Here is a 21,047-nt window from a genome sequence, read left to right as displayed (position 1 = left end):
ACCGGTTGCACCCGTAGCCGCGAAAAGTTCCCCCTGCCAGCCGGTCAGCCGACACAGGGGGAATCGAAATGACCGCTCAGCTTCAGGCCGCCACTCCTGCCGTTGTCAGCCGGGCCCAGGAGGACCTGATCCGCGACAACATGGCGCTGGTCGGTCACATGGTCCGCGAGATGCTGTTCAAGGTGCCGCCGCACGTGCACCGCGACGACCTCGCGTCGGCCGGCTACGCCGCGCTGGTGACCGCCGCCCAAGCCTATGATCCGGAGCGCGGGATCCCGTTCGGCCGGTTCGCGGCCGTACGGGTCCGCGGCGCCCTGCTCGACGAGCTGCGCAGCATGGACTGGGCCAGCCGCTCGGTCCGGGCCCGCGCCCGCCGCGCCGACGTGGCCCGCGAGGAGCTGACCCGCCGGCTCGGGCGCACCCCGACCCCGGAGGAGCTGGCCGAGCTGCTCGGTGTCGCGGTCGGCGAGCTGTCCAGCGTCGACGACGACGTCCAGCGCGCCGCCGTGCTGTCGCTGCAGGGCTTCGCCGCCGGCACCGCCGAGGACATGGTCACCGAGTCGTCGCTGAACCCCGAGGAGATGCTGCTGCACCGCGAGCGCCTCGGCTACCTGCACGACGCCGTCGGTGTCCTGCCGGAGCGCCTGCGCTACGTGGTGGAGGCGTCGTTCCTGCAGGAGCGGCCGCTGTCGGAGGTCGCCGCCGAACTCGGCGTCACCGAGTCGCGGGTGTCGCAGCTGCGCACCGAGGCCCTGGCCCTGCTGCGCGACGGCCTCAACACCCACATGGAGCAGAAGAAGTCGCCGACCGCCAAGGACGGCTGCGTGGCCCGGCGGCGGGCGGCCTACGCCGCGCAGATCGCCGCCCGGTCCACCATGAGCACCCGACTGTCGGTGACCGACGTGCACGGCCAGCGGCTGGCCGCCGCCGCCTGACCTTCCTCACCCGGCGGCGGTACGCAGGTAGACGTCCTCCAGCCCGTCCTCGGGATCCCACTGCTCGCCGACCTTGCGGAACCCGAAACCGGCGATCACCTTCTTCGAACCGATGTTGTCCGGCCGGATGCTGGCCCGTACCGCGGTGACCCTCGGGTCACCGTCGGCGCGGGCCAGCAGCTGTTGCAGCATCGCCGTGGCGTAGCCGCGCAGCCGGTGCTCCGGCGCGACCGTGTACGCGACCTCGACCACCCCGTCACCGTCGGGTGGCCCGTGGAACCCGCCGTGACCGACGACCACCCCTTCGGGTTCGGCGACGACCGCCGCCGCGATCCAGTCCGCGGCCCGCGGATCACGCCTGATGTCGTCGAGCCGGATCTCCCACAGCCAGTTCTCCTCGATCAGGAACGGGCTCAGCGGATGCCCCGCGGCGGCGCTCGCGGCGTCGAGGTCACCGGCGAGCAGCGCGGCCAGAGTGGCGGGGGAGAGCTTCACGAAGCGGATGGACGCCATGGCCGCATGATCACACAACGTGGTGACCTGCGGCACCAATCAGTTGTGCACAATTGAATTGGGCACTACTGTTCCGGTCATGCGAGAGAGCACCGCCCTCGACCGGATGATCTGCTTCCAGCTCTATGCGGCCAGCCGGGCGATGACCTCGCTCTACCGGCCACACCTCGACCCCCACGGCCTCACCTACCCCCAATACCTCGTCATGCGCATCCTCTGGCACGACGGACCCACCACGATCCGTGACCTCGGACGCACCCTGCGCCTCGACTCCGGCACCCTCAGCCCCCTGCTCAAACGCCTCGAAACCCAGGGCCACATCCGACGCGAACGCGCCACCCACGACGAACGCACCGTCTGGATCCACCCCACCGAGACCGGCACCCGCCTCCAGACCGACATCGGCGACCTCTCCCACGCCCTCGCCTGCGCCACCGGCCTCACCACCGACGAACTCCACCAACTCCACACCCTGCTGCACCGCGCCAACAGCGGCCCAGCACCAACCCCTCCCGGAGGAACCACCGCATGAGCACCCTCTACACCGCCTCAGCCACCGCCACCGGCGACGGCCGCAACGGCCACGTCCGCTCCAGCGACGGCGTCCTCGACTTCGACCTCGCCATCCCCAAGGAACTCGGCGGCGCCGGCGGAGCCCTCACCAACCCCGAACAACTCTTCGCCGCCGGCTACGCCGCCTGCTTCCACAGCGCCCTCAAACGCGTCGCCTCCGCCCAGAAGATCACCCTCGAAGACACCGCCATCACCGTCGACGTCGGCATCGGCCCCCTGCCCTCCGGCACCGGCTTCGGCCTCAACGTCACCATCGAAGCCGAACTGCCCGGCCTCGACGAAACCACCGCCAAAACCGTCCTCGACGCCGCCCACCAGGTGTGCCCCTACTCCAACGCCACCCGCGGCAACGTCGAGGTCACCCTCAACCTCGCCTGACCCGCACACACGAAAGGCCGGACCGCGCATCACCGCGGCCCGGCCTTTCGCCGTCTGCTACCGGTGCGCGAACACGAACGCACCCTCGGTCCTCGGATCCGGACGATGCACCAACTCACCCTCCACCGTGAAACCCGCCTCGGCCAACCAACCCGCCACCCGCGCCGCCGACCGCAGATGCACCAGCACATTCATCCGATGACCGCCATAACCCTCGGTCTTGTGCCGCACACCCTCCCCGGCATGAAACCCGATCATCACCACCCCACCCGGCGCCAGCACCCGCCGAAACTCCGCCAGCACCCCCGGCACCGCCTCATCCGGCACATGAATCAACGAGAACCACGCCAACACCCCACCCAACGACCCATCCGCCACCTGCAGCCCGGTCATCGAACCCACCTCGAACCGCAACCCCGGAAAATCCCGCCGCGCCACCGCCACCATCCCCGGCGACAGATCCACCCCGAACACGTCCAGACCCGCCTCGGCCAGAAACCCGGTGATCCGCCCCGGCCCACACCCCACATCGGCCACCGGCCCACGACCACGCACCAGCTCGACGAACAACCCCAGAATCCCGCGCTGAAACGGCTCCTCGGCCAACCTGCCGCGCAACATGTCCGCATAACTCACAGCCACCGTGTCGTACGAACTGCGAGTGTCGTCGATCCAATCGGGAACACGCATGCGCCGCACCCTAGCCCCCGCACACCTCAGCCCGCCGACGCCACCCGGTTCTCCCGGATCCACCCGGTCGCGAAATCCACCACCGCCCGCTGCGACATCAACCGCGAACTCGCCCCACCCACCAAACCCACCGACACCGGCCCCACCGCATCGAACGCCACACCGATCTCCGCGAAATCCGACGAGTCACTAGCCGGCGCCGACCACGTCACCCACCGCACCGAACCATCCGCATCCCGCACCGCCGCACCGTTCTCCTCCAACTTCGGCTCCGGCTGCCGCGTCTCCGACAGATGCATCGACGTGTTGTTGGCATGCCCACACCCGATCAACAACACCTTGCCGTCCAACCGATACACCGCCCCCAACGGCGACCCGTCACCCAACTCGTCCTCCACCGGATGCGACGCCACGACCTCCGCCGCCCGCGCACCCACCGCCGCGAACGACACCTGCGGATGCCCACTACGCACCGCACCCGGCCACGTCCGCACACTCTCCGGCAGCACACCCACCCACCGGCTCGGCGACAACACCCGATCGAACCCCGGATTCTCCTCCCGGATCACCGACCACCACGACTCCGGCACCGGCGGATTACTCCACCCCGCCGGATCCGAGTTGTAATTCGTGTGCGTCGGCACCACCAACGTCCCCGCCGGACCCAACACCTCCAACAACGCCAACACCACCGACTGCACATGCCCCGCCACGAACCCCACCGACCGCAACGCCGAATGCACCAGCACCACATCACCGGCCGCCAGCCCCAACCGCCGAAGATCAGCAGCCAACGAACTCACGGTATGCGGAACAGCCTGAGGGGGAGTCTCCTGATTCACCGCGCCAGTATCCCGACAGCCCCGCCCCCTGTCGCCCCGATAACCCGCGACCGCCGCCACGCCACCACCAGCAGCACACCCACCAACACCAGCCCGAACACATCACTGACCACCATCAACCACGACGCCGCCGCCACATAGGGCGGCGCCAGGAACGCACCCGCCGCCGCCACCACCAACCCGGCACCCCACACCGCCAGCACCTGCCGCTGCGACCGCGCCCACCGCACCGCCACCACCGCCACCAGCACCGCCCCGGCCACCCGCAACCCCAGCCCCGACCAACCCCCACCGGCGAACCACGAACCCACCTCGACCACCAGCACCGACCCACCCAGCACCAGCGCCGGCACCCCCGACGGCCCTCTCGAACCCGCCCCCTCCGAACCCGCCGCTACCGAACCGACCGCAGCCGCCGCAACGGCAGGACCCGAACCCGCACGCCTCGAACCCGCCGGGGGAGACGCCCACAACGCCACCGCCACCAGGACCACCACGACGACCACCACCACGGCCACCTGCGCCGCCGTCACCACCCGACCCGAATCCGACCAATTCACCAGACTCGCCACCAGATACAGCACCACCAGCCCGACCACACCCCGCCGCGACAACCACGGCTCCCGACGCACCACCGGCCCGGCCCACGCCTCCACCACCGCGATCGGCGCACACACGCTCCACCACACATGGTTCCGCACGAACTCGAACAACTGTTCAGCACTGAACCCCGGCCACGCCACCCACGTCGCCCCGGCCGCCCGCGACTCCTCCGCGAACTCCGTGCCCTCCAGGGCCGCCCGATCGAACAGACTCTGATCCACCAACCCGGCCTGCACCAACCCGAACGCCACCGCCAGCGACACCATCACCGGCCAACCACCACCACGCCGCCGCGCCACCTCCCGGATCAGGACCGCGACACTCCCATACAGCGGCCCCAGAAACAGCAACACCACCGGATAGTCGACGACCGTGAACCCACCCCACACGCACTCGGCACACCACGTCGCCAGCACCCACAACGCCAACACCCGCATACCGACCAGCCTGCCCGGCCCCACCACCGGCCCGACAGTCGCCGAAAGTCGATGACCAAAGTCAGCCCGGCAGCCCCCACGGATAGACCAAAGTCACCCCCGACGACGAACGGCCACCCCCACAGCAGGGGAGTGGCCGTCATCCGTACCGAAAAACGCATTCAATCGTCGTCGTCTCCACCATCGTCATCGTCATCGTCGTCCTGGTCGCCACCCGGGCATCCGGTCAACGTCGTCAACGTCGCCACCCCACCGGCCACCAGCAGCACCCGCCCGAACAGCGACCGCCGACTGAACTTCTCCTCACTCATAACCCCGGATTCTGGCAGACCCGATGTCACCCCAGCTCACTCAGCACCCGATTAGTCCTATTCGCCTGAACCGCCGCACGCTGCTGCTCCGCCGTCACCTCGATATACGACTGCGACGTCGCCAACGACGCATGCCCCAACAACCGCATGATCTCCGACGCGTTCGCCCCGTCCTCCGCCAACCGCGTCGCGAACGTATGCCGCAACGCATGCAACTGCGCCCCCCGCGGCACCCGATCCCCGACACCCGCCCGCCGATAACACGACCGCACCAGATACTGCAGACCACCCCGCTGCAACGCCGCCCCACGCCGATCCACCAGCAGGGGAGCGGTCGCACCGACCCGCCCGAACCGCACCCGCCGGCTGTCCAGATAACGCCCCACCGCCGCATCCAGCCCCGGCTCGATCGGCACCATCCGCGGCCGCCCACCCTTACCGGCCACCTCGACCCGACGCTCACCCGCACGCCCACTGACCGAACCCACCCGCAACGCCAACATCTCCGACAACCGCAGACCCGCACACAACGCCAGCGCCAGCACCACCACATCCCGCTCCGGCCACGGATCACGCTGCGAGTCATCCGCCGTACTCACCGCCCGCAACAACAACTCGGGCGTGTCCTCACCCCGCAACGGCTTCGGCACCAGCGCCGTCGTGCGCGGTTTGTCCACCGCCGACATCGGATTGCCCGGAATCACCTGCTCAGTGACCAGAAACGTGAAGAACGCATTCCACGACGACCAGGCCCGGGAGACACTCGCGGGGGAGCGCGTCGCCGCAAAACGGGCAAAGGCCCCCCGCAAGACGCGAGGGGAGAGGTCACTCACCGTCACCGGGGCGGGCTCGGCGAGCCGCAACACCAGATGCAAATCCCTGCGGTACGCCGAAAGCGTGTGCACCGAGGGTTTACGCGTGGCCCGGGCCGCCAAGAACTCGTCGATCAACTCAGCCATCGACACATGCTGCATAAGGCATATTATGCACGACTTTGGGACGTTCGTCCTGGTCTGCGCATGATCAATAACGCTCATGCCCGTAATGAACCTCTCGTCCGATTCCACCCGCCGAACCGACGACCACACCAAGCACACCGCGCTGAGAAAACGCCGCCGACCTTCCAGCCGCAGCCGGCCCCGGCGAACCGCGAGCGGGGCAGGGGTCACCCGTCCCGGCCCTGAGGACTCCACGGCCCGCAGCCGCACGTTCAACCGGGTCGACAGCTCGACGGGCTCGGGGAGCCTCGTCGCGCCGAGAACCGGCTCGCGGCGTGCGGCGGCGCCGCTGACCGAGCCCGAAATCAGCGATGCCGCGCCGCTGATCCATCCGATCAGGCTCAGCAACGCGGTGCCGTCGACCCGTCCGGCCTGTCAACTCGTCGGCGCCGGGCCTTCGGGAGAACACCGATCACCGCCGGCGAACCGACCAGACCTTGATGAGTTCTCTGGCCGCATCACCCGCCGGAGCCCGACGACGCTGCACGCGTCGTCGGCGCAGACCACGCCCGACTCGACGAGCTGCTGTGAACGTGTCTTGTCCGCGCTGGGTGAGGCGGGCGGGGAGGTCCCTCTCGAGCGTTGGTTGACATAATGCTCATTATCGACCTGAGAAATATCGGGTGCTGGGGAGGGCGTGGGCCAGGCCGACGACGGCCGCTGAAGTTCCCCCAGAGCCGTCGTGTGCGGAAACCGGCGAGTGCCGTCGTTTCCGCGAGCCGCGGCGGCGCCCACGACGACGTGTCGCTGCGGCGTTAAACGCGGGTCCACGACGGCTCGACCACCACCCCACCGGGTCGAGGCGCTGGTATCGCCGATTCGAGGCGTGCCGCCGGACGGCGATTTTCTCACGACGGCACCGGCCTTGATCATCGGCGCTCCCCCGGTGGGTCGGTTTCGCCCGCACCGCGGCGTCGGCGGTGTGCGGGCATAGTGAGGCGCTACAGGAGTCGGGTGGCGGGAGGCTGTGGTGGAGGTCGTCGAGGGTCCGGCTGTGGTGGAGAAGCCTGAGCGGGCGACGGCGGGGATCCGGGTCGTCACGCCGTTTCGTGGGATGTTCGCGGTGCGCGACGCGTTGATGGCGGAGTTGTTCGGGCGGCTCGACGTGTGGGGTGTCGATTTCGGGCCGGTGTTCTTCCGTCTTCATGTGGTGGACATGGCCGGTGACATGGACGTCGAGGTGGGTGCGGTCGTCGAGGAGCCGGTGGTGGGTGGCGGGCGGGTTCGGCTGGGGGTTCTGCCGTCCGGCCGGTATGCGGCCATGACCTATGTCGATCATGGTCGGCGGGCCAACGGGATGCTGATCGATTGGGTTCGGGCCGAGGGTTTGGCGTTCGATGTGGTGGCGGGTCCGGGCGGTGACGCGTTCGGGTGTCGTTATGAGGCGTATCTGACTGATCCGCGTGTGGAGCGGATGAGGACGCGGTGGCGGGTCGAGTTGGCGATCCGGTTGGCCGGCGGCTGATGGTCGCCACTCCCCCTCGGGCGCGTAGGTTGTCGGCTGATGACGCGTGTTTTCGGGGACCGGGGCCGGTTCGCGGTGGAGGTCGGTGAGTTCGTTTCGGCGCGGGTGCGGGTGGTCGACGTGTGGGCGGCGGGTCGGCGGTTGACGGTGGATGACAACGCGGCGTATGTGCCGTCGTTCTGTCATGCGTTCCGGTCGGCGGCGCGGCGGTTTCCGGTGGCGCCGTTTGCGGGGTGTTCGCCGGAGCAGACGTTTCGGTTGCTGGATGAGGACCGGGATGGGTTTCAGGATGGTTATCGGTTCTTCGAGTGGACCGAGATCGTGGACAACGTGTCGGGTTATCGGTATCTCGATGGTGATCTGGTGTTGGTGTTCTCGTTCTGGCGGCCGTCTCATCCGGTGCCGGCGGAGGTCGGGCGGGTTTTCGTGGCGCGGGTCTGCCCGGTGGAGTTCACGTCGATCGTCGAGGCGGTGGTGGAGTCGCTCTGCTCCCCTGCCCCGGGCGGGTAGGCCCCTGGGCACGGGTTTGAACATTTGATCGATTCTGGTGCGGGTGTGTGCTTTCTTGTGGGTGGGTTGGTGTGGGCGTACCGGATGAAGGGGTTTTGATGTTTGTTTCGGCGCCTGATGCGGGGTGGCGGGAGCGTGGTGCGGCGCTGGTGGAGCGGTTGCGGGTGGTGTTGGGGCCGTTGGCGGTGCGGGTGGAGCACATCGGGAGTACGGCGGTGCCGGGGATGGCGGCGAAGCCGGTTTTCGATGTGCAGGTGAGTGTGGTGGATCTGCAGGTGGCGGCTGCTGCTTTCGATGGGCCGTTGGCGGGGTTGGGGTTTGTGCGGCGGCCGTATGAGCGTGACCATGTTCCGGCTGGTTGTGGGGATGCGCCGGAGTTGTGGGTGAAGCGGTATTGGAGTCGGCAGGGGTCGGAGCCGGTGAATCTGCATTGCCGGTTGGTGGGTTCGCCGAACGAGCGGTTGGCGTTGTTGTTCCGGGATTGGTTTCGGGCGCATCCGGGGGCGGTTGCGGCGTATGCGGCGTTCAAGGTGGCGTTGGCGGCGGCGGTGTCGGAGGACCTGGGTCTGTATACGGATGTGAAGGATCCGGTGGTGGATCTGGTGGCGGTGGTGGCTGAGCAGTGGGCTGCCGAGTCGGGTTGGTCGGTGCCGGCTGCGGTTTCCGCGTGAGTGTGGGCGTCGTCGGGCAGGCTGTGGGCCTGTTCGCGGTCACCAATGACGACGGCGATGACCGGGTCGAGGCGAACGGTGTTCCGGGGATCGTGGGGGTTGCGGCGGTGACGTTCGCGAACGGTTCGCGGCGCGGCCGGTGATCGCCGGGGTGCTCAGCCGGTGGGGGCACATTCTGCTGCCGGTCGTTCTGATCGGTGTCGGTGTGCTGATCCTCGTTGAGGGTGGCGCGTTCGGCCTGTAGTGGTTTCCTTGTCGCCGGCGGTTTCCCGGTTCTCGGGTGGGGAGATCGCATCGATTAGCTTGATGGGATGTTTCGTCGTGCCGTCGCGGTAGTGCTGTTGCTCGCCACTGTCCCGGCCTGCTCGGCTGTGGACGAGCATCCGGTGATGACCGTGGATGCGGCGGTGGTGCTCGCCGATGAGCGGGTGGGGGTTCGGGTGACGGGTTTGGTGGCCGGCAGCACTGTCACGATCCGCTCGGAGACCGTCGACCGGAACAACGTCACCTGGCGCGGCACCGCGGTGGTGCAGACCGATCGGGCCGGTGTGGCCGATCTGGATGTGGCGCCGTCGACGGGTGGCAGCTATCAGGGTGTGGACGGGATGGGCCTGTTCTGGTCGATGGTGCCGGAGGGTGGTGACCCCGATACCGGTTTTCTGGCTCCGGCCCGCCCTGAGCGGGGGCCTTTGGAGGTGCGGTTGACGGCGACCGGGGCGAGTGGCGCCACCGCGTCGGCGGTCGTGCGGCGACAGTGGCTCGGGGAGGGTGTCACCCATCGGCGGGTGCTGACCGGTGGGCTCGTCGCCGACGTCTATGTGCCGCCGGCGGGGGGCCGTGTCCGGCGGCCGGTTCTGATCTTCGGTGGTTCGGAGGGCGGTAGTTCCCAGTTGTGGGAGGCCGCTCAGCTCGCTTCGCATGGGCACCCGGCGATGGCGTTGGCCTATTTCGACGCGCCGGGACTGCCGGCGACGTTGGATCGGGTGCCGTTGGAGTATTTCGCGGCGGCGTTGCGACATTTGGCGGCGCAGTCCGGGGGTGGACCGGTGACGGTGATCGGCTATTCCCGGGGTAGTGAGGCGGCGCTGCTGGTCGGGCAGCATTTTCCTGATCTGGTGCGTGGGGTGGTCGTTTACGCGCCCAGCGATGTCGTGCATGCCGGTTATCCCTATGACGACCGGCCGGCTTGGACTTTTCGGGGTGAGCCGGTGGCGCGGGGTCCGATTCCGGTCGACCGGATCTCCGGTGGGTTGTTGGCGATCGCCGGTGGTGACGATGAGTTGTGGGATTCGGTCGGGTCTGCGAGGCGGTTGCGGGAGCGGCGTCCGGATTTCGAGATCCTGGTCTACCCGAGGGCCGGGCATTTCGTGGGTACCCTGCCGCACATTCCCACTGGTGTCGGCATGGGTGGGTTGCGTATGGGCGGCACTCGTGCCGACGATCAGCTCGCGCGGGTGGAGGGGTGGCCTCGGGTGTTGGCGATGCTCGCGGCTTCGTGACGCGGATCTGCGGGGTGTAATGGCGCGATGCGAATCGCGGTGATCTCGGATGTGCACGGCAATCTGCCGGCGTTGGCGGCGGTGCTGGTGGCCGTCGGTGCTGAGCGGGTGGATCTGACGGTCAATCTCGGGGATCTGTTGTCCGGTTATGTGCAGCCGGCGCAGACGGCGGACCGGTTGATGGCGGCGGGGTTGGCGACGGTGGCGGGCAATCATGAGCGGCAGGTGCTGACGTTCGGTCCGGAGCGGATCGGGATGGCCGACCGGTTGACCCGGGAGGTGCTGTCGGCGGAGCATCTCGCCTGGTTGCGGTCGCTTCCGGCGACGTTGTCGCCGGTGGCCGGGGTGTTGGCGTTTCACGGTACGCCGTCTGATGATCTGCAGTATCTGCTGCATACGGTGGAGCCGGGTGGGGTGCGGGCGGCGACGGTCGGTGAGGTGGTGCGGCGGTTGGGTGACGTGTCCGGCTTCGAGTTGTTGTTGTGTGGGCACACGCATCTGCCGGGGTCGTTGCGGTTGCCGGGTGGGGCGTTGGTGGTGAATCCGGGCAGTGTCGGGTGGCTGGCGTATGAGGACGACGAGCCGTTCGTGCATCGGATGGAGGCGGGGTCGCCGCATGCGCGGTTTGCGGTGGTCGATGACGTGTCGGGGCGGTGGGAGGTGTCGTTTCATGCGGTGGAGTACGCGTGGGAGGAGGCGGCGCTGATGGCTGAGGGGTTCGGGCGGGTGGATGTGGCGGCGGCGTTGCGGACGGGTCGGGTGGGGTTGTGATCGTGCGGTGGATCACCGGGTTTCTGGATTCGCCGTCGCGGGTGGCGGAGCCGTTCTGGGAGGCGGTGACGGGGTGGTCGTTGTCGGCTCGGCGGGCCGGTGGTGCGTTTGCGACGTTGCTGCCGGTGCGGGGTGATGCGTGTCTGCGGGTGCAGGTGGTCGGGGACGGTCCGGCGCGGGTGCATCTGGATCTGCATGTGGACGACATCGCGGAGGCGGCGCAGCGGGTGATCGGGTTGGGGGCGGATCCGGTGGCGGATCTGGGTGATGTGTTGGTGCTGCGCTCCCCCGCCGGGGTCGTGTTCTGTCTGGTGTCGTGGCAGGGCGAGCGGGTGCGGCCGTCGGGTGGTGCGAGTGTGGTGGATCAGTTGTGTCTGGACGTTCCGGGTGTGGTGTTCGATCGGGAGGTGGGGTTCTGGTCGGCGGTGACGGGCTGGCCGGTGGGTGTGACTGATTTGCCGGAGTTCTCGTTTCTGGTGCGTCCGGCGGGGATGGGGATCCGGTTGCTGTTGCAGCGCACCGGTGGTGAGCGGGCCGGGGTGCATGTGGATTTCGCGTGTGTGGATGTGGATGCCGAGGTGGCGCGGCATGTGGGGTTGGGTGCCACGGTGGTGCGGCGGGTGCCGGGTGATTGGACGACGTTGCGCGATCCGGTGGGGCGGGAGTATTGCGTGACGGGTCGTGTGCCGGGCTCTGCATGATCGTTTCGGTGTGGTGTGCGGTTGTTGTCGGTGGGTGCTGGTAGAAAGAAGCCGCTCTCATACAGGCGTACGAAGGTGGTTGGGTGATGACGGCGGCAGGCGTGCAGGCCAGTGGGCTGACCGCGGACGAGTTGCAGCAGATCCGGGACGCGCTGGCGGCCGGGCGTAAGCCTCGGGTGCAGTTCACCGAGTCGGCGGGGCAGATCTCCGGGCAGGTCGGGCAGGTGGTGGGTCTGGAGGATCCGGCGGTGTCCGACGAGTGGGTGGTGGTGAAGTTCGGGCGTGACGAGTTGCCCTTCTCCCCCGGTGATCTGCGGATCGCGCCGAAGGGTCCGATTCCGAAGAAGGTGGCGCCCGCCCCGGTGGAGCCGGCGGAGCCGGTGTTGTCGGGTCCGGAGTTTCTGATCGACAAGCCGGTGCCGGTGAAGCCTCCCGCGCAGCGTAAGAGTGAGGAGGAGGTGCCGGTGGCGGCTCCGCGTAAGGCGGCGCGTCCGGTGAAGGCGAAACCGGGTCCGAGTCTGACGGTGACGTTGGCCTACGGTGAGGGTGAGTGGACGATCGCGGCCAATCAGGGTGCGAAGGCGTTGGCCCGGCCGTATGTGATTCGTCCGGCGGAGGCGTTGAAGATGGTGTCGTTGATCGACGTGCCGGGGGTGCAGGAGGCGGTCGATCAGATCATGGCGGCGGAGCGGGCCGAGGCGGAGCAGCAGGCGCAGCGGTTGCGGGCGGAGTTGGCTGAGGTGGAGGCCCGCCTGGCCGAGTTGGGCGAGGCGGGCTGACCTGAGCGTTCGCCGGGCTCAGTGGAAGTATTTGAGCCCGGCGACGCCGGCGATGACCAGTAGTAGGCAGATGATGCGGGGCAGGTTCGCCGGTTCGTTGAGGGCGATCATGCCGACCAGGGCGGTGCCGACGGCGCCGATGCCGACCCAGACGGCGTATCCGGTGCCGACGGGGATGGTGCGCAGGGCGTAGCCGAGGCCGCCCATGCTGAGGATGACGGCGACGCCGAAGACGGCGGTGGGTGCGGGTCGGGTGAAGCCGGCGCTGCGGTCCAGGGCGATGGCCCAGACGGTTTCGAGTAGGCCGGAGATGATCAGGACGAGCCAAGCCATGACGGGTCACCTCTGCAGGCGGTCGTCTTGTCAGGCCGGGTACGACGCGCATCTCGTCCGGGGTTTCCGTGGTCACGGGCCGTTTCCGAGATTATCGGGTCGACGGCGGTGGCGGCAGCGGGCAGGCTGTGGTGGTGACCGATCACACCTTTGAAGAGCAGGATCTCAGTGGCGCCCGGTTCCGGATGGTGTCGTTGCGGGGGGCGCGGATGGACGGGGTCGACCTGTCCGGGTTGAAGGTCACCGGTGGGTGGCTGGACGGGGTCGACATCAGTGGCGCGTTGCGGGATGTGCGGCTCAACGGCGTTGATGTGGTGCCGCTGGTGGAGGCGGAGTTGGATCGCCGTCATCCGCAGCGGGCGTTGATGCGCCCGGTCGATGCGGACGGGTTTCGGCGGGCGTGGCAGGTGCTGGAGGGCTTGTGGGCGGGCACGGTCGAGCGGGCCCGCCGGTTGGATCCGGGGTTGCTGCATGAGCGGGTCGATGGTGAGTGGTCGTTCGTCGAGACGTTGCGGCATCTGAATTTCGCGACCGACGCGTGGGTGCGGCGGGCGGTGCTGGGTGATCCGTCGCCGTGGGATCGGTGGGATCTGCCGCACTCCGAGATGGGTGAGGTGGCCGGGCTGGTGGTCGACCGGTCGGCGCGGCCGTCGTTGGAGGAGGTCCTGGCGGTGCGCGCCGACCGGGTGGCCGGGGTGCGGGAGTTGTTCGCCGGTCTGTCCGACGAGCGGCTCGCGTCGATGACGGTGCCGGTGGTCGAGCCGGGTTATCCGGAGTCGCAGGCGTTCGAGGTGCGGCGTTGTCTGGGTGCGGTGGTGTCGGAGGAGTGGGAGCACCGGTTGTTCGCCGAACGGGATCTGGACGTGCTCACGGGCAGATGATGCGGTCGTTCTCGGTGGCGAGTTGCCCGGCGGGGTTGGTGAGGTAGAGCCAGACGTGCAGGTCGTAGTGGACCGGCATGGGTGGGGTGCCGGGTGGGACTTCGTGGCCGTTCATCGGGCCGTCGAACCGGTGTCCGAAGAGGGTGGGCCGGTCGGTGTCGGTGGTGAGTCTGCCGTCGGCGTCGGCTTTGAAGTATTCGATGCCGACCAGGCGTACGGTGCCGTTGCGGCCGGGGGTGTAGAGCAGCACTTCGGGTCGGACCGGGTCGATGACGGTGTCGGCGGCGAGTGTCGGGTTGACGTAGTGCCAGCCCATGCCGGGCACGCAGTGGTCGGTGGGTAGGTATCCGGCGGCGATCGCCTCGTCGACGTCTTTGAACCGGGTGGTGGCGTCGATCAGGACTTTGCGTTGGGCGGCGCTGAGGGTCCCGTCGTGGGCGGGGCCCGAAGAGGCGTGGGCGGGGGCGGCTGCGGTGGTGAGGGCGCAGGTCAGGGCTGTCACGGCGGTGACGTATCGGTTGGTCATGCGGCTCAGCGTCGGGTATCACGGCCGGGGGTGTCCTGGTTTTGCGGCCGGTCCATCCGCGCGGGCCGCTGGGGCCGGTGGGTTCAGGCGGTCCAGGCGGCGGTGATGGCGATGTTGCGTTGCCAGTGGGCGGCGTCGGCCGGGTCGTTGTCGGGCCGGTCGCGCATGGCCCGGCATTTGGCGAGGCCGACGGCGTGGCGTAGTTCCCAGACGGGGGTTTCGCCGTAGGCGGTGAACAGGTGGGTCAGGGCGGCGACGTCGTCGGGGTGGTGCCGGCGGATGATCCATTCGGTCCAGGCGAGGTCTTCGACGGGGGCGCCGGGGTGGGCCCATTCCCAGTCGACGATGCCGGTGACCTCGAAGGTGTCCGGGTCGAACAGCAGGTTGTTGGGTCCGTAGTCGCCGTGGACCAGGCCGGGTACCACGTGTTGCAGGTGGCGTAGCATCCGGCCGCAGGAGGCCAGGACCGGTGCGGCGTGACCGTTCTCGATCAGTTCTTGGCCGTGGACGCCGGGTAGCAGGGCGGTACGCAGCAGGGTGTCGCCGGCGGCCAGCAGTCGGGGCACCGGCAGTCGTCCGGCCAGGTTGGTCAGGGCGGCGCGTTCGGTGGCGCAGCGGATGACCGCCTGCGGGCCGGTGAACTGTTTGACCACGGCCGCGCCGTCGACGCGGGTCTGGTGGCTGTAGCCGCGCAGGTTCAATTGTCTGACTCCGATCATGCGGCGTTCTAGCATCGGCTGGTGGAGGTCGAGCAGGTGGCGCGGGTGCGTGATTTCATCGGCTATTACCGTCGGCGTCTGGGGACGCCGACCGCGGAGGGGATCGCGGCGCTGCTCGGTGAGCTGACCGCCGGCCAGCGGGACCGGCTGATCGCGGCGCAGGACGAGATCCGGCGGGTGCTGCGGGCGGCCGCGGTGGTCGTGGTGGCGGTGCCGCCGGGTTCGCCGGCCGCGCGGGACTGTCTGGCCCGGTATGCCGCCGAGCTGGACGCGCTGTTTCCGGAGGGCTTCGACGCGGTGACGTTGACCCGGCCGGAGGAGGTGACCGGCACTCAGTTGCTGGCTCTGGAGGACGGGGTGGCGGTGGGGTGCGGCATGTGGATCCGGTTGGGGCCCGGCGTCGCCGAGATCCGGCATCTGTGGGTGGACGCGCAGGCGCGGGGGTTGGGGCTGGGCCGTAAGTTGCTGGGCCGGCTGGAGGTGGATGCGGCGAACCATGGCATCGATACGGTACGGCTGGGCACGCACCCGCTGCTGACCGAGGCGCTCTCGCTGTATCGCACGGCCGGGTACGACGACATCGGCGGGTACAGCGACATCCCGTACCATCAGCTGGCTTTCGAGAAGGTGTTGGTCAGGTCCGAGGGCGGACCCGGGACAGGTCGTGTGGCCGGGATGAGTCGATCACCTTCGGGGTCTGCATCTCGTCGAGGCGCAGCGGTGTCAGGGTCTCGTCGATAGCGTCCATGATCAGTCGGGTGGCGTGCATGGCCTGCGCGCCGGGGGTGCCGGTCTGGGCCGCGCTGAGGTCGACCGGCTGGTCGGCGAAGCGGACCTGCACGATCGGGCGGGTCAGCAGCGAACGTAGCAGGGCCCGGCCGAGACGTTTCGGGGCTTCCCAGGGCAGGACGGCGTGGGTGCCCCATTGGGCGACCGGAAGGATCGGGGCGCCGGACATCTGGGCCATCCGGGCGGCGCCGGTCTTGCCGCGTTCGGGCCACATCCACGGGTCCAGGCCGATGCGGCCTTCCGGGTAGACCAGCACGGCCGAGTTCTCGGCGAGGGCTTTGGCGGCGGCGGGCAGGGCGTCGGCGACGTGGGTGGTGTTGCGGTCGACGCGGATGTGTCCGCAGTGCCGCATGATCGATCCGACGACGGGGGCGCGGAACACGCCGCCGGTGGCCATGAATCGGGGCACGATCCCGGCCCGGTGGCAGGCGGCCATGATGATCACCGGGTCGAAGGGGCTCACATGGTTGGTCGCCAGGATCACCGGTCCGTCGCGTAGCTGTTCGGGCAGGCTGCCGGTCACCCGTAGCCGGGCGAGCGGGACGACCAGGATCCGGGCGAGGACGAGCAGCGCCAGCCACAGCCGCGGTGCCCGCCAGACAGGTGAGGTCTTCATGAGGTCTCGAATAATCGCATGCCCGCGGGGCCGGTAGAACCCTATCGTCGGCGGTCGTGACGTACACCTATCCCCCGCTGAATCTGATGGTCCGTACGCCTCGTCTGACGTTGGCCGGTGCCTCCGATGAGCTTCTGGAACGGCTGGTGCCGGTGGTGCGGGCGGGGATCGCCGACACCCGGCCGTGGCCGTTCGACGATCCGATGTCGTTCTACGCCGACAGCCCGGACCGGGAGTGGCAGTGGTTACGGGGGATCTGGCGTGGCCGTGGCACGGTCACGCCGCAGCGGTGGCGGCTGTATTTCGTGGTGCTCGTCGACGGTGAGCCGGTCGGGATGCAGGATCTGGTCGGCCGGGACTTCGACCGGTTCGGGACGGTGTCGAGTTTCTCGTGGCTGGCGCCCGGCGCCCGGCGTCAGGGTCTGGGCCGGGAGATGCGGGCGGCGGTCCTGCATCTGGCGTTCGCCGGGTTCGGTGCGCGGGAGGCCGGTAGTGACGCGTTCGCCGACAACGAGGGTTCCAACCGGGTGTCGCGGGCGCTGGGGTATGAGCCCAACGGCACCGACTGGGACACCCGGCGCGGTGAGCCGGCGTTGATCACCCGGTGGCGGCTGACCCGCGAGCGGTGGGAGCCTGCTCGCCGCGACGACGTCGTGCTGTCCGGTGTCCGGGCGTGCCGTCCGGTCCTGGGCCTGGACGGCGGTGGCTGAGGGCGGTGCCGGCCAGCCAGGCGACGTAGGTCCACAGCGTCAGCCGTTCGGCCGCGCCGATCAGGCTCTCGTGACCGCCGAAGGTCAGCGTGGGGCCGTCCTGCACGTCGTAGAACGCCACGAGCAGCAGCAGGTACGGCGCCACGGTCAGGGCGGCGGTGCGCGGGCGCAGTGTCAGTGCGGCGGCGGGTAGGACGGTGAAGGCGGTCAACGCGGCCAGGCCGTGCAGCAGTCCGGCGATGCTGGGCGGCCGGTCCCATCGCCCGTACGGGTCGGCCGGGAAGATCGCCCCGGCCAGGACGGCGAGGGTCCAGATCCGCAACAACACCACGGTGGTACGGGGGGCGTGCGCCCGGATCAGGCGGGTCAGCAGTGCTGAGGCGGCGGCCAGGCACAGCAGGGCGGCCGGGATCAGCCATCCGGCGCGGGCGTGCACGTAGTGGCTGACCATCGTCTCGACCGGGTTCCAGTCCGGGTTGAGCAGGTCGGCGGTCAGGGTGAGCAGCAGGTATCCGCCGAGGGCGGCCAGGATCAGCACAGGCATGGGTTCGACGCTACGAACGTCGGTCGTCGTCGCGCGTCGTACCGGTGGTGGCATCGCCGTCTACACCGTGCGGTGTAGACGGTCGCTCATTCCGGGGAGCGTTGCCGCTGTCGTAGGTAGGCCAGTACCGCTTCGCGGGTGGTGCGTACCCCGAACAGGGCCCGTGCTTCGGCGATGCGGCGGTTCGCGGTGCGCAGCGACAGGAATTCGGCGGCCGCGGCGGCGGCGATGGTGTCGCCGGCGGCGAGCCGGTCCAGCAGGGCCCGTTGTTCCGGGATCAGGTTGGCGATGGTGTCGCTGCCGTCGATGCCGCGGTGGACCGGGCCGAGCCGGGACAGGTCGTCGATCAGGGCGCGGCCGGCGGTGGATTCCGGGTCGCAGACCGCGACGACTCCGGCGCCGCGGGCGGCGGCCAGGACGGCCAGTTGCGCGGTCTCCAGGTCGTCGTCGCTGATCCGGCCGTGTAGGAGTAGGTGGGCGGCGCCGACGTCCCAGGAGGGGTCGGGCAGGGCGAAACCGGCCCGGGCGGTCCAGCCGTCACGGGCCAGGCGCCGTAGGACGGTGTCGGCTTCGGCGGAGGTGGCAACCACGTGGCGGGGGGCGTCGTCGGGCTGTCGTATCACCGGCCATCCTCGCTGGTGTCGAAGGGTTCGGGCCTTGCCGGGGTGGTGGCGAAGGCCAGTGCCGCTGCCTCGGTACGCGTCCGTGCTCCGAGTTTGCGCATGCCGGCACGGATGTGGGTGTCGACGGTCTCGGCGGAGATGCCGAGTTGCCCGGCGATGCGGCGGGTCGGTTCCCCCGCCGCGACCAGTCCCAGCACGTCGAGCTCGCGGCGGGTGAGTCGGCCGTCGGAGCGGGGGCTGCGGCTGTCGCGTTGGATCTGGTGGCGGCGTAGCCCGCGGCGGGCCCGGCCGGCCAGCACGGTCAGCCCGGCGTCGTCGGCCAGTTGTTCGGCGCGCAGTAGTGCGGCGACGGCCTGGTCGCGGTCGGGGCTGGTCAGGCCGGCCGCGACCAGGCAGCGGATCTGTTCGCGTAGGGCGACAGGCTGCCAGCTGTCGGCGGCGCTGTCCAGTCCCGAGCCGACGGCCCAGGCGGTCAGGGTGCGGCGGGCGGCGGCGGGCAGGTCGACCGGGATCGCCGCGTTGCCGGGCATGCCCAGGTCGTAGGCGGCCCAGCGGGCGGTGATCGCGTGCAGCCCGGCGAGTAGACCGGTTCCGGCGTCGGTCGGGGTGCGGGCGGCCCGGTCGGGTTGGCCGTCGAGCCATGCGGCCTCGCGGGCCACCCAGGCGGCGGCGGGGTGTGCCGGTGCGCCGTCGAGTCGGGCCCGGGCGGCGGCGAGCAGGCCGGTGTCGGCTTCGATCAGGGCGGTCGCCGCGGTGGCGTAGGCGCGGGCCTGTTCCGGTAGGGCCCGGTCGGTCAGGTTCGCCGCCCGCCGCAGGACGCCCTCGATGCCGTCCCAGGACAGTTCGGCCGGGATCTGCGGGCCGTGTAGGGCCAGTGTCCAGTCGGCGGCGGCCAGGAACCGGGTCTGCCAGCCGTAGGCCAGGGCCTCGGCGGCGGCGCCGGCGGCGGTCAGGGCGGCGCCGGCCGCGTCGATGAGCCGGCCCTCGGCGGCGAGGTGTTCCACCAGCAGCCACGCCGACCAGCGGGCGATCAGCGGGTCGGCGAAGCCGGCGGCGTCGCGTAGTGCGGTGTCCCAGCCGGGTAGCCGGTGGGTGGCCCGGACCGCGGCCAGTGCCGCGGTGATGCCCGGTGGTGGCTGCGGATGCCGGACGGCGATCTTGTCGGCCAGTTCCAGGGCGCTCATCGGTTCGGTGGCCAGCGCGCACAGCAGCAGCACCCGGTCGCGGGCGGCGACCACGCCGCTGCCGGCGGTGTCCGGGACGGCCCGGACCGCGTCGCGGGCGGCGGCCGGTTGCCCGGCCTGCAGCAGTGCCTCTCCGCGCAGCACGGCGGCTTCCAGGGCGAGCGGGTCGACGGCCGTCCCGGAACGCCCGGCGGGACCGGAGTCGGTTCGGTCGAAGCCGCCGCGGTCGCGACCGGCCTGGTCGAAAGCGGGCCGGTCGAAAGCGCCCGGGACGACGGCGGCCGCGAGGGGGCGCAGGACCTCGGCGGCGTCCGGGGCGCGGCCGGTGGCCAGGGCGGCGTCGGCGGCGGCCAGCCGCACCCGCGGGTCGACGTCGGCCGGTAGCGAACACGCGAACAGCAGCAACGCGGCCCGTTCGGCGCCGGCGGCCCGGTCGGCGGCGGCCAGTGCCTTGCGGTACGCCCCGACCGGGTCACCGGCGGCGGCGAGGTGCCGGGCGGCTTCCGCGGGTGGGGTCAGGTCGGCCAGCCGGGCGTGCAGGTCGGCGCGGGCGGCGGTGTCGAGCAACCCGGCCGCGGTCTCGGCCACATACGCCGACACCGGCAGCAGCGAACCGCCGGCCTCGGCGGTGACCAGGCCCGCCGCGAGCAGGTCGGCCGCACCGGTGCCCAGCAGTGCCGGGGCGGCCGGTCGGCCCAGCAGGCCCAGCGCGGCCAGGGCGGTACGGGCCGGGCGGGGCAGGTCGGCCAGGGCCGCGGCGATCGCGTACGCCACCTGGTCGATGTCCTCACCGATCGGCGCGCGGCCGGAGGCCGCCTGCCGGGCCAACGCGATCGTGGCCAGCGGGTTGCCGCCGGCGCGGGCGACCACCGCGGCCGCGGCCTGATCGGCGAGGCCGCCGGCGGTCTTACGGACCAGGGCGTGCGCCTGCTCCGGGGTCAGCGGCGGCACCGGCAGCCAGAGCGTCGCGGCGTCGCGCAGGGCGGCGGCGAGCGGTTCCGGCAGGCGGTGCGGGGTCCGCACGGCGACCAGCACCCGGCAGGTGCGGGCCAGGTGCGCCAGCGCGGCGAGGGTGGCCGGGTCGGCGTGTTGCAGGTCGTCGATCACCAGCAGTCCGCCGCGGACCCGGGATCGAACCGCTTCGGCCAGCAGCGGCACGTCGTCGGCGGGCAGCCGGGCCCGCACCGCCCGTGACAGCGCCAGCGCCGGGACCTCCGACAGCATGGCCAGGCCGCCGCCGAGGTGGGCGGGGCCGGGCACGGCCGCGGCGATCCTGCGCAGCAGGGTGGTACGCCCACAGCCGGGCGGCCCGGACAGCACGACGAGGGCAGGCCCTTGACGCAGAGCGGTACGGGCGGCCACCTCTGGCTCGTCCGTCACCTGCGCCCTCCCATCCCCGTAGCGGACTTCGGTGTCACTGGCACGATCTCGGGATCCCGGTCCCCG

27 protein-coding genes and 1 riboswitch are annotated in these 21,047 nt (G+C 70.2%); of the genes, 14 read left to right on the top strand and 13 right to left on the bottom strand.

The genetic code is table 11. The features are described from left to right. Positions 1–68 precede the first annotated feature (68 nt). Complete coding sequence (locus Q0Z83_RS15480; RefSeq protein WP_317794617.1) at positions 69–935, top strand: sigma-70 family RNA polymerase sigma factor; 867 nt, start codon at positions 69–71, stop codon at positions 933–935. 6 nt (positions 936–941) lie between these two features. Here Q0Z83_RS15480 and Q0Z83_RS15475 read toward each other — a convergent pair whose 3' ends face one another. Continuing rightward, a complete protein-coding gene (locus Q0Z83_RS15475; protein WP_317794616.1) occupies positions 942–1,448 on the bottom strand; it encodes a GNAT family N-acetyltransferase in 507 nt (168 codons plus the stop codon). 79 nt (positions 1,449–1,527) lie between these two features. Between Q0Z83_RS15475 and Q0Z83_RS15470 the strand changes: the two genes are divergently transcribed. Both Q0Z83_RS15470 and Q0Z83_RS15465 read left to right on the top strand, forming a co-directional pair. Then, the gene (locus Q0Z83_RS15470) at positions 1,528–1,980 is read left to right on the top strand and encodes a MarR family winged helix-turn-helix transcriptional regulator (protein WP_317794615.1); all 453 of its coding nucleotides are present in this window, start codon (positions 1,528–1,530) and stop codon (positions 1,978–1,980) included. After that, positions 1,977–2,399 (top strand): organic hydroperoxide resistance protein, encoded by a 423-nt coding sequence (locus tag Q0Z83_RS15465; protein ID WP_317794614.1) that lies wholly within the window; start codon positions 1,977–1,979, stop codon positions 2,397–2,399. The genes Q0Z83_RS15470 and Q0Z83_RS15465 overlap by 4 nt, the downstream gene beginning before the upstream one ends. Before the next feature lie 57 nt (positions 2,400–2,456). On the opposite strand, the gene Q0Z83_RS15460 is transcribed toward Q0Z83_RS15465, so the two are convergent. The 5 genes from Q0Z83_RS15460 to Q0Z83_RS15440 all read right to left on the bottom strand — a co-directional run bounded on the left by Q0Z83_RS15460 (position 2,457) and on the right by Q0Z83_RS15440 (position 6,256). Continuing rightward, entirely contained in the window at positions 2,457–3,089 is a 633-nt protein-coding gene (locus Q0Z83_RS15460) for a class I SAM-dependent DNA methyltransferase (protein WP_317794613.1), read from the bottom strand. A 26-nt stretch (positions 3,090–3,115) separates the two neighbouring features. Next, on the bottom strand, positions 3,116–3,892 hold the full coding sequence (locus Q0Z83_RS15455) for an aminoglycoside N(3)-acetyltransferase (protein WP_317794612.1): 777 nt from the start codon (positions 3,890–3,892) through the stop codon (positions 3,116–3,118). Positions 3,893–3,927: 35 nt separating this feature from the next. Beyond that, the gene (locus tag Q0Z83_RS15450) at positions 3,928–4,971 is read right to left on the bottom strand and encodes a hypothetical protein (protein ID WP_317794611.1); all 1,044 of its coding nucleotides are present in this window, start codon (positions 4,969–4,971) and stop codon (positions 3,928–3,930) included. A 161-nt stretch (positions 4,972–5,132) separates the two neighbouring features. After that, positions 5,133–5,282 carry a hypothetical protein gene (locus Q0Z83_RS15445; RefSeq protein ID WP_317794610.1) on the bottom strand — a complete coding sequence of 50 codons (150 nt, stop codon included), beginning with the start codon at positions 5,280–5,282 and terminating at the stop codon, positions 5,133–5,135. Between the two features lie 26 nt (positions 5,283–5,308). Continuing rightward, complete coding sequence (locus Q0Z83_RS15440) at positions 5,309–6,256, bottom strand: tyrosine-type recombinase/integrase (RefSeq protein ID WP_317797084.1); 948 nt, start codon at positions 6,254–6,256, stop codon at positions 5,309–5,311. 994 nt (positions 6,257–7,250) lie between these two features. Between Q0Z83_RS15440 and Q0Z83_RS15435 the strand changes: the two genes are divergently transcribed. From Q0Z83_RS15435 to Q0Z83_RS15400, 8 genes are all read left to right on the top strand, one after another. Further along, complete coding sequence (locus tag Q0Z83_RS15435) at positions 7,251–7,745, top strand: GyrI-like domain-containing protein (protein WP_317794609.1); 495 nt, start codon at positions 7,251–7,253, stop codon at positions 7,743–7,745. Between the two features lie 75 nt (positions 7,746–7,820). Next, positions 7,821–8,255: a hypothetical protein gene (locus tag Q0Z83_RS15430; RefSeq protein WP_317794608.1), complete on the top strand. Its 435-nt coding sequence runs from the start codon at positions 7,821–7,823 to the stop codon at positions 8,253–8,255. Between the two features lie 71 nt (positions 8,256–8,326). Next, positions 8,327–8,926, top strand: a complete 600-nt coding sequence (locus Q0Z83_RS15425) for a GrpB family protein (RefSeq protein WP_317794607.1) — start codon at positions 8,327–8,329, stop codon at positions 8,924–8,926. Then, positions 8,923–9,069 (top strand): hypothetical protein, encoded by a 147-nt coding sequence (locus tag Q0Z83_RS15420; protein ID WP_317794606.1) that lies wholly within the window; start codon positions 8,923–8,925, stop codon positions 9,067–9,069. The genes Q0Z83_RS15425 and Q0Z83_RS15420 overlap by 4 nt, the downstream gene beginning before the upstream one ends. A 168-nt stretch (positions 9,070–9,237) precedes the next feature. Beyond that, positions 9,238–10,425 carry an acyl-CoA thioesterase/bile acid-CoA:amino acid N-acyltransferase family protein gene (locus Q0Z83_RS15415; RefSeq protein WP_317794605.1) on the top strand — a complete coding sequence of 396 codons (1,188 nt, stop codon included), beginning with the start codon at positions 9,238–9,240 and terminating at the stop codon, positions 10,423–10,425. A 27-nt stretch (positions 10,426–10,452) separates the two neighbouring features. Next, on the top strand, positions 10,453–11,196 hold the full coding sequence (locus tag Q0Z83_RS15410; protein ID WP_317794604.1) for a metallophosphoesterase family protein: 744 nt from the start codon (positions 10,453–10,455) through the stop codon (positions 11,194–11,196). After that, complete coding sequence (locus tag Q0Z83_RS15405) at positions 11,193–11,897, top strand: VOC family protein (RefSeq protein WP_317794603.1); 705 nt, start codon at positions 11,193–11,195, stop codon at positions 11,895–11,897. The genes Q0Z83_RS15410 and Q0Z83_RS15405 overlap by 4 nt, the downstream gene beginning before the upstream one ends. An 86-nt stretch (positions 11,898–11,983) precedes the next feature. Then, positions 11,984–12,676, top strand: coding sequence for a hypothetical protein (locus tag Q0Z83_RS15400; RefSeq protein WP_378079202.1), 693 nt, complete (start codon positions 11,984–11,986; stop codon positions 12,674–12,676). 18 nt (positions 12,677–12,694) lie between these two features. On the opposite strand, the gene Q0Z83_RS15395 is transcribed toward Q0Z83_RS15400, so the two are convergent. Beyond that, positions 12,695–13,009: a DMT family transporter gene (locus tag Q0Z83_RS15395; RefSeq protein ID WP_317794602.1), complete on the bottom strand. Its 315-nt coding sequence runs from the start codon at positions 13,007–13,009 to the stop codon at positions 12,695–12,697. Between the two features lie 15 nt (positions 13,010–13,024). Next, a riboswitch (guanidine-III (ykkC-III) riboswitch) is annotated at positions 13,025–13,092 on the bottom strand. Between the two features lie 51 nt (positions 13,093–13,143). Here Q0Z83_RS15395 and Q0Z83_RS15390 point away from each other — a divergent pair. Continuing rightward, positions 13,144–13,890: a DinB family protein gene (locus Q0Z83_RS15390; protein WP_317794601.1), complete on the top strand. Its 747-nt coding sequence runs from the start codon at positions 13,144–13,146 to the stop codon at positions 13,888–13,890. Here Q0Z83_RS15390 and Q0Z83_RS15385 read toward each other — a convergent pair. Both Q0Z83_RS15385 and Q0Z83_RS15380 read right to left on the bottom strand, forming a co-directional pair. After that, positions 13,877–14,416, bottom strand: a complete 540-nt coding sequence (locus Q0Z83_RS15385; protein WP_317794600.1) for a hypothetical protein — start codon at positions 14,414–14,416, stop codon at positions 13,877–13,879. The genes Q0Z83_RS15390 and Q0Z83_RS15385 overlap by 14 nt on opposite strands. A gap of 83 nt (positions 14,417–14,499) precedes the next feature. Continuing rightward, positions 14,500–15,135, bottom strand: a complete 636-nt coding sequence (locus Q0Z83_RS15380; RefSeq protein WP_317794599.1) for a phosphotransferase — start codon at positions 15,133–15,135, stop codon at positions 14,500–14,502. A 21-nt stretch (positions 15,136–15,156) separates the two neighbouring features. Here Q0Z83_RS15380 and Q0Z83_RS15375 point away from each other — a divergent pair, with 21 nt between their 5' ends. After that, the gene (locus Q0Z83_RS15375) at positions 15,157–15,876 is read left to right on the top strand and encodes a GNAT family N-acetyltransferase (RefSeq protein WP_317794598.1); all 720 of its coding nucleotides are present in this window, start codon (positions 15,157–15,159) and stop codon (positions 15,874–15,876) included. Here Q0Z83_RS15375 and Q0Z83_RS15370 read toward each other — a convergent pair. After that, entirely contained in the window at positions 15,770–16,540 is a 771-nt protein-coding gene (locus tag Q0Z83_RS15370) for a lysophospholipid acyltransferase family protein (RefSeq protein WP_317794597.1), read from the bottom strand. The two genes, Q0Z83_RS15375 and Q0Z83_RS15370, sit on opposite strands and share 107 nt — an antisense overlap. Before the next feature lie 56 nt (positions 16,541–16,596). On the opposite strand from Q0Z83_RS15370, the gene Q0Z83_RS15365 reads away from it, so the two are divergent. Beyond that, positions 16,597–17,250, top strand: coding sequence for a GNAT family N-acetyltransferase (locus tag Q0Z83_RS15365; RefSeq protein ID WP_317794596.1), 654 nt, complete (start codon positions 16,597–16,599; stop codon positions 17,248–17,250). Here the strand turns inward: Q0Z83_RS15365 and Q0Z83_RS15360 are convergent. The 3 genes from Q0Z83_RS15360 to Q0Z83_RS15350 form a co-directional block, all read right to left on the bottom strand. Continuing rightward, the gene (locus Q0Z83_RS15360; RefSeq protein ID WP_317794595.1) at positions 17,138–17,794 is read right to left on the bottom strand and encodes a DUF998 domain-containing protein; all 657 of its coding nucleotides are present in this window, start codon (positions 17,792–17,794) and stop codon (positions 17,138–17,140) included. The two genes, Q0Z83_RS15365 and Q0Z83_RS15360, sit on opposite strands and share 113 nt — an antisense overlap. 86 nt (positions 17,795–17,880) lie before the next feature. Then, positions 17,881–18,417, bottom strand: coding sequence for a LuxR family transcriptional regulator (locus tag Q0Z83_RS15355; protein WP_317794594.1), 537 nt, complete (start codon positions 18,415–18,417; stop codon positions 17,881–17,883). Continuing rightward, on the bottom strand, positions 18,414–20,981 hold the full coding sequence (locus Q0Z83_RS15350; protein ID WP_317794593.1) for a LuxR C-terminal-related transcriptional regulator: 2,568 nt from the start codon (positions 20,979–20,981) through the stop codon (positions 18,414–18,416). Before Q0Z83_RS15350 ends, Q0Z83_RS15355 begins: the two co-directional genes overlap by 4 nt. Positions 20,982–21,047: the final 66 nt, after the last annotated feature.

The organism is Actinoplanes sichuanensis, assembly GCF_033097365.1.
In the GTDB taxonomy this organism is placed as follows: domain Bacteria; phylum Actinomycetota; class Actinomycetes; order Mycobacteriales; family Micromonosporaceae; genus Actinoplanes; species Actinoplanes sichuanensis.
The sequence above is the reverse complement of the archived record's forward strand: the minus strand, read 5'-3'. Positions and strand labels throughout refer to the sequence as shown.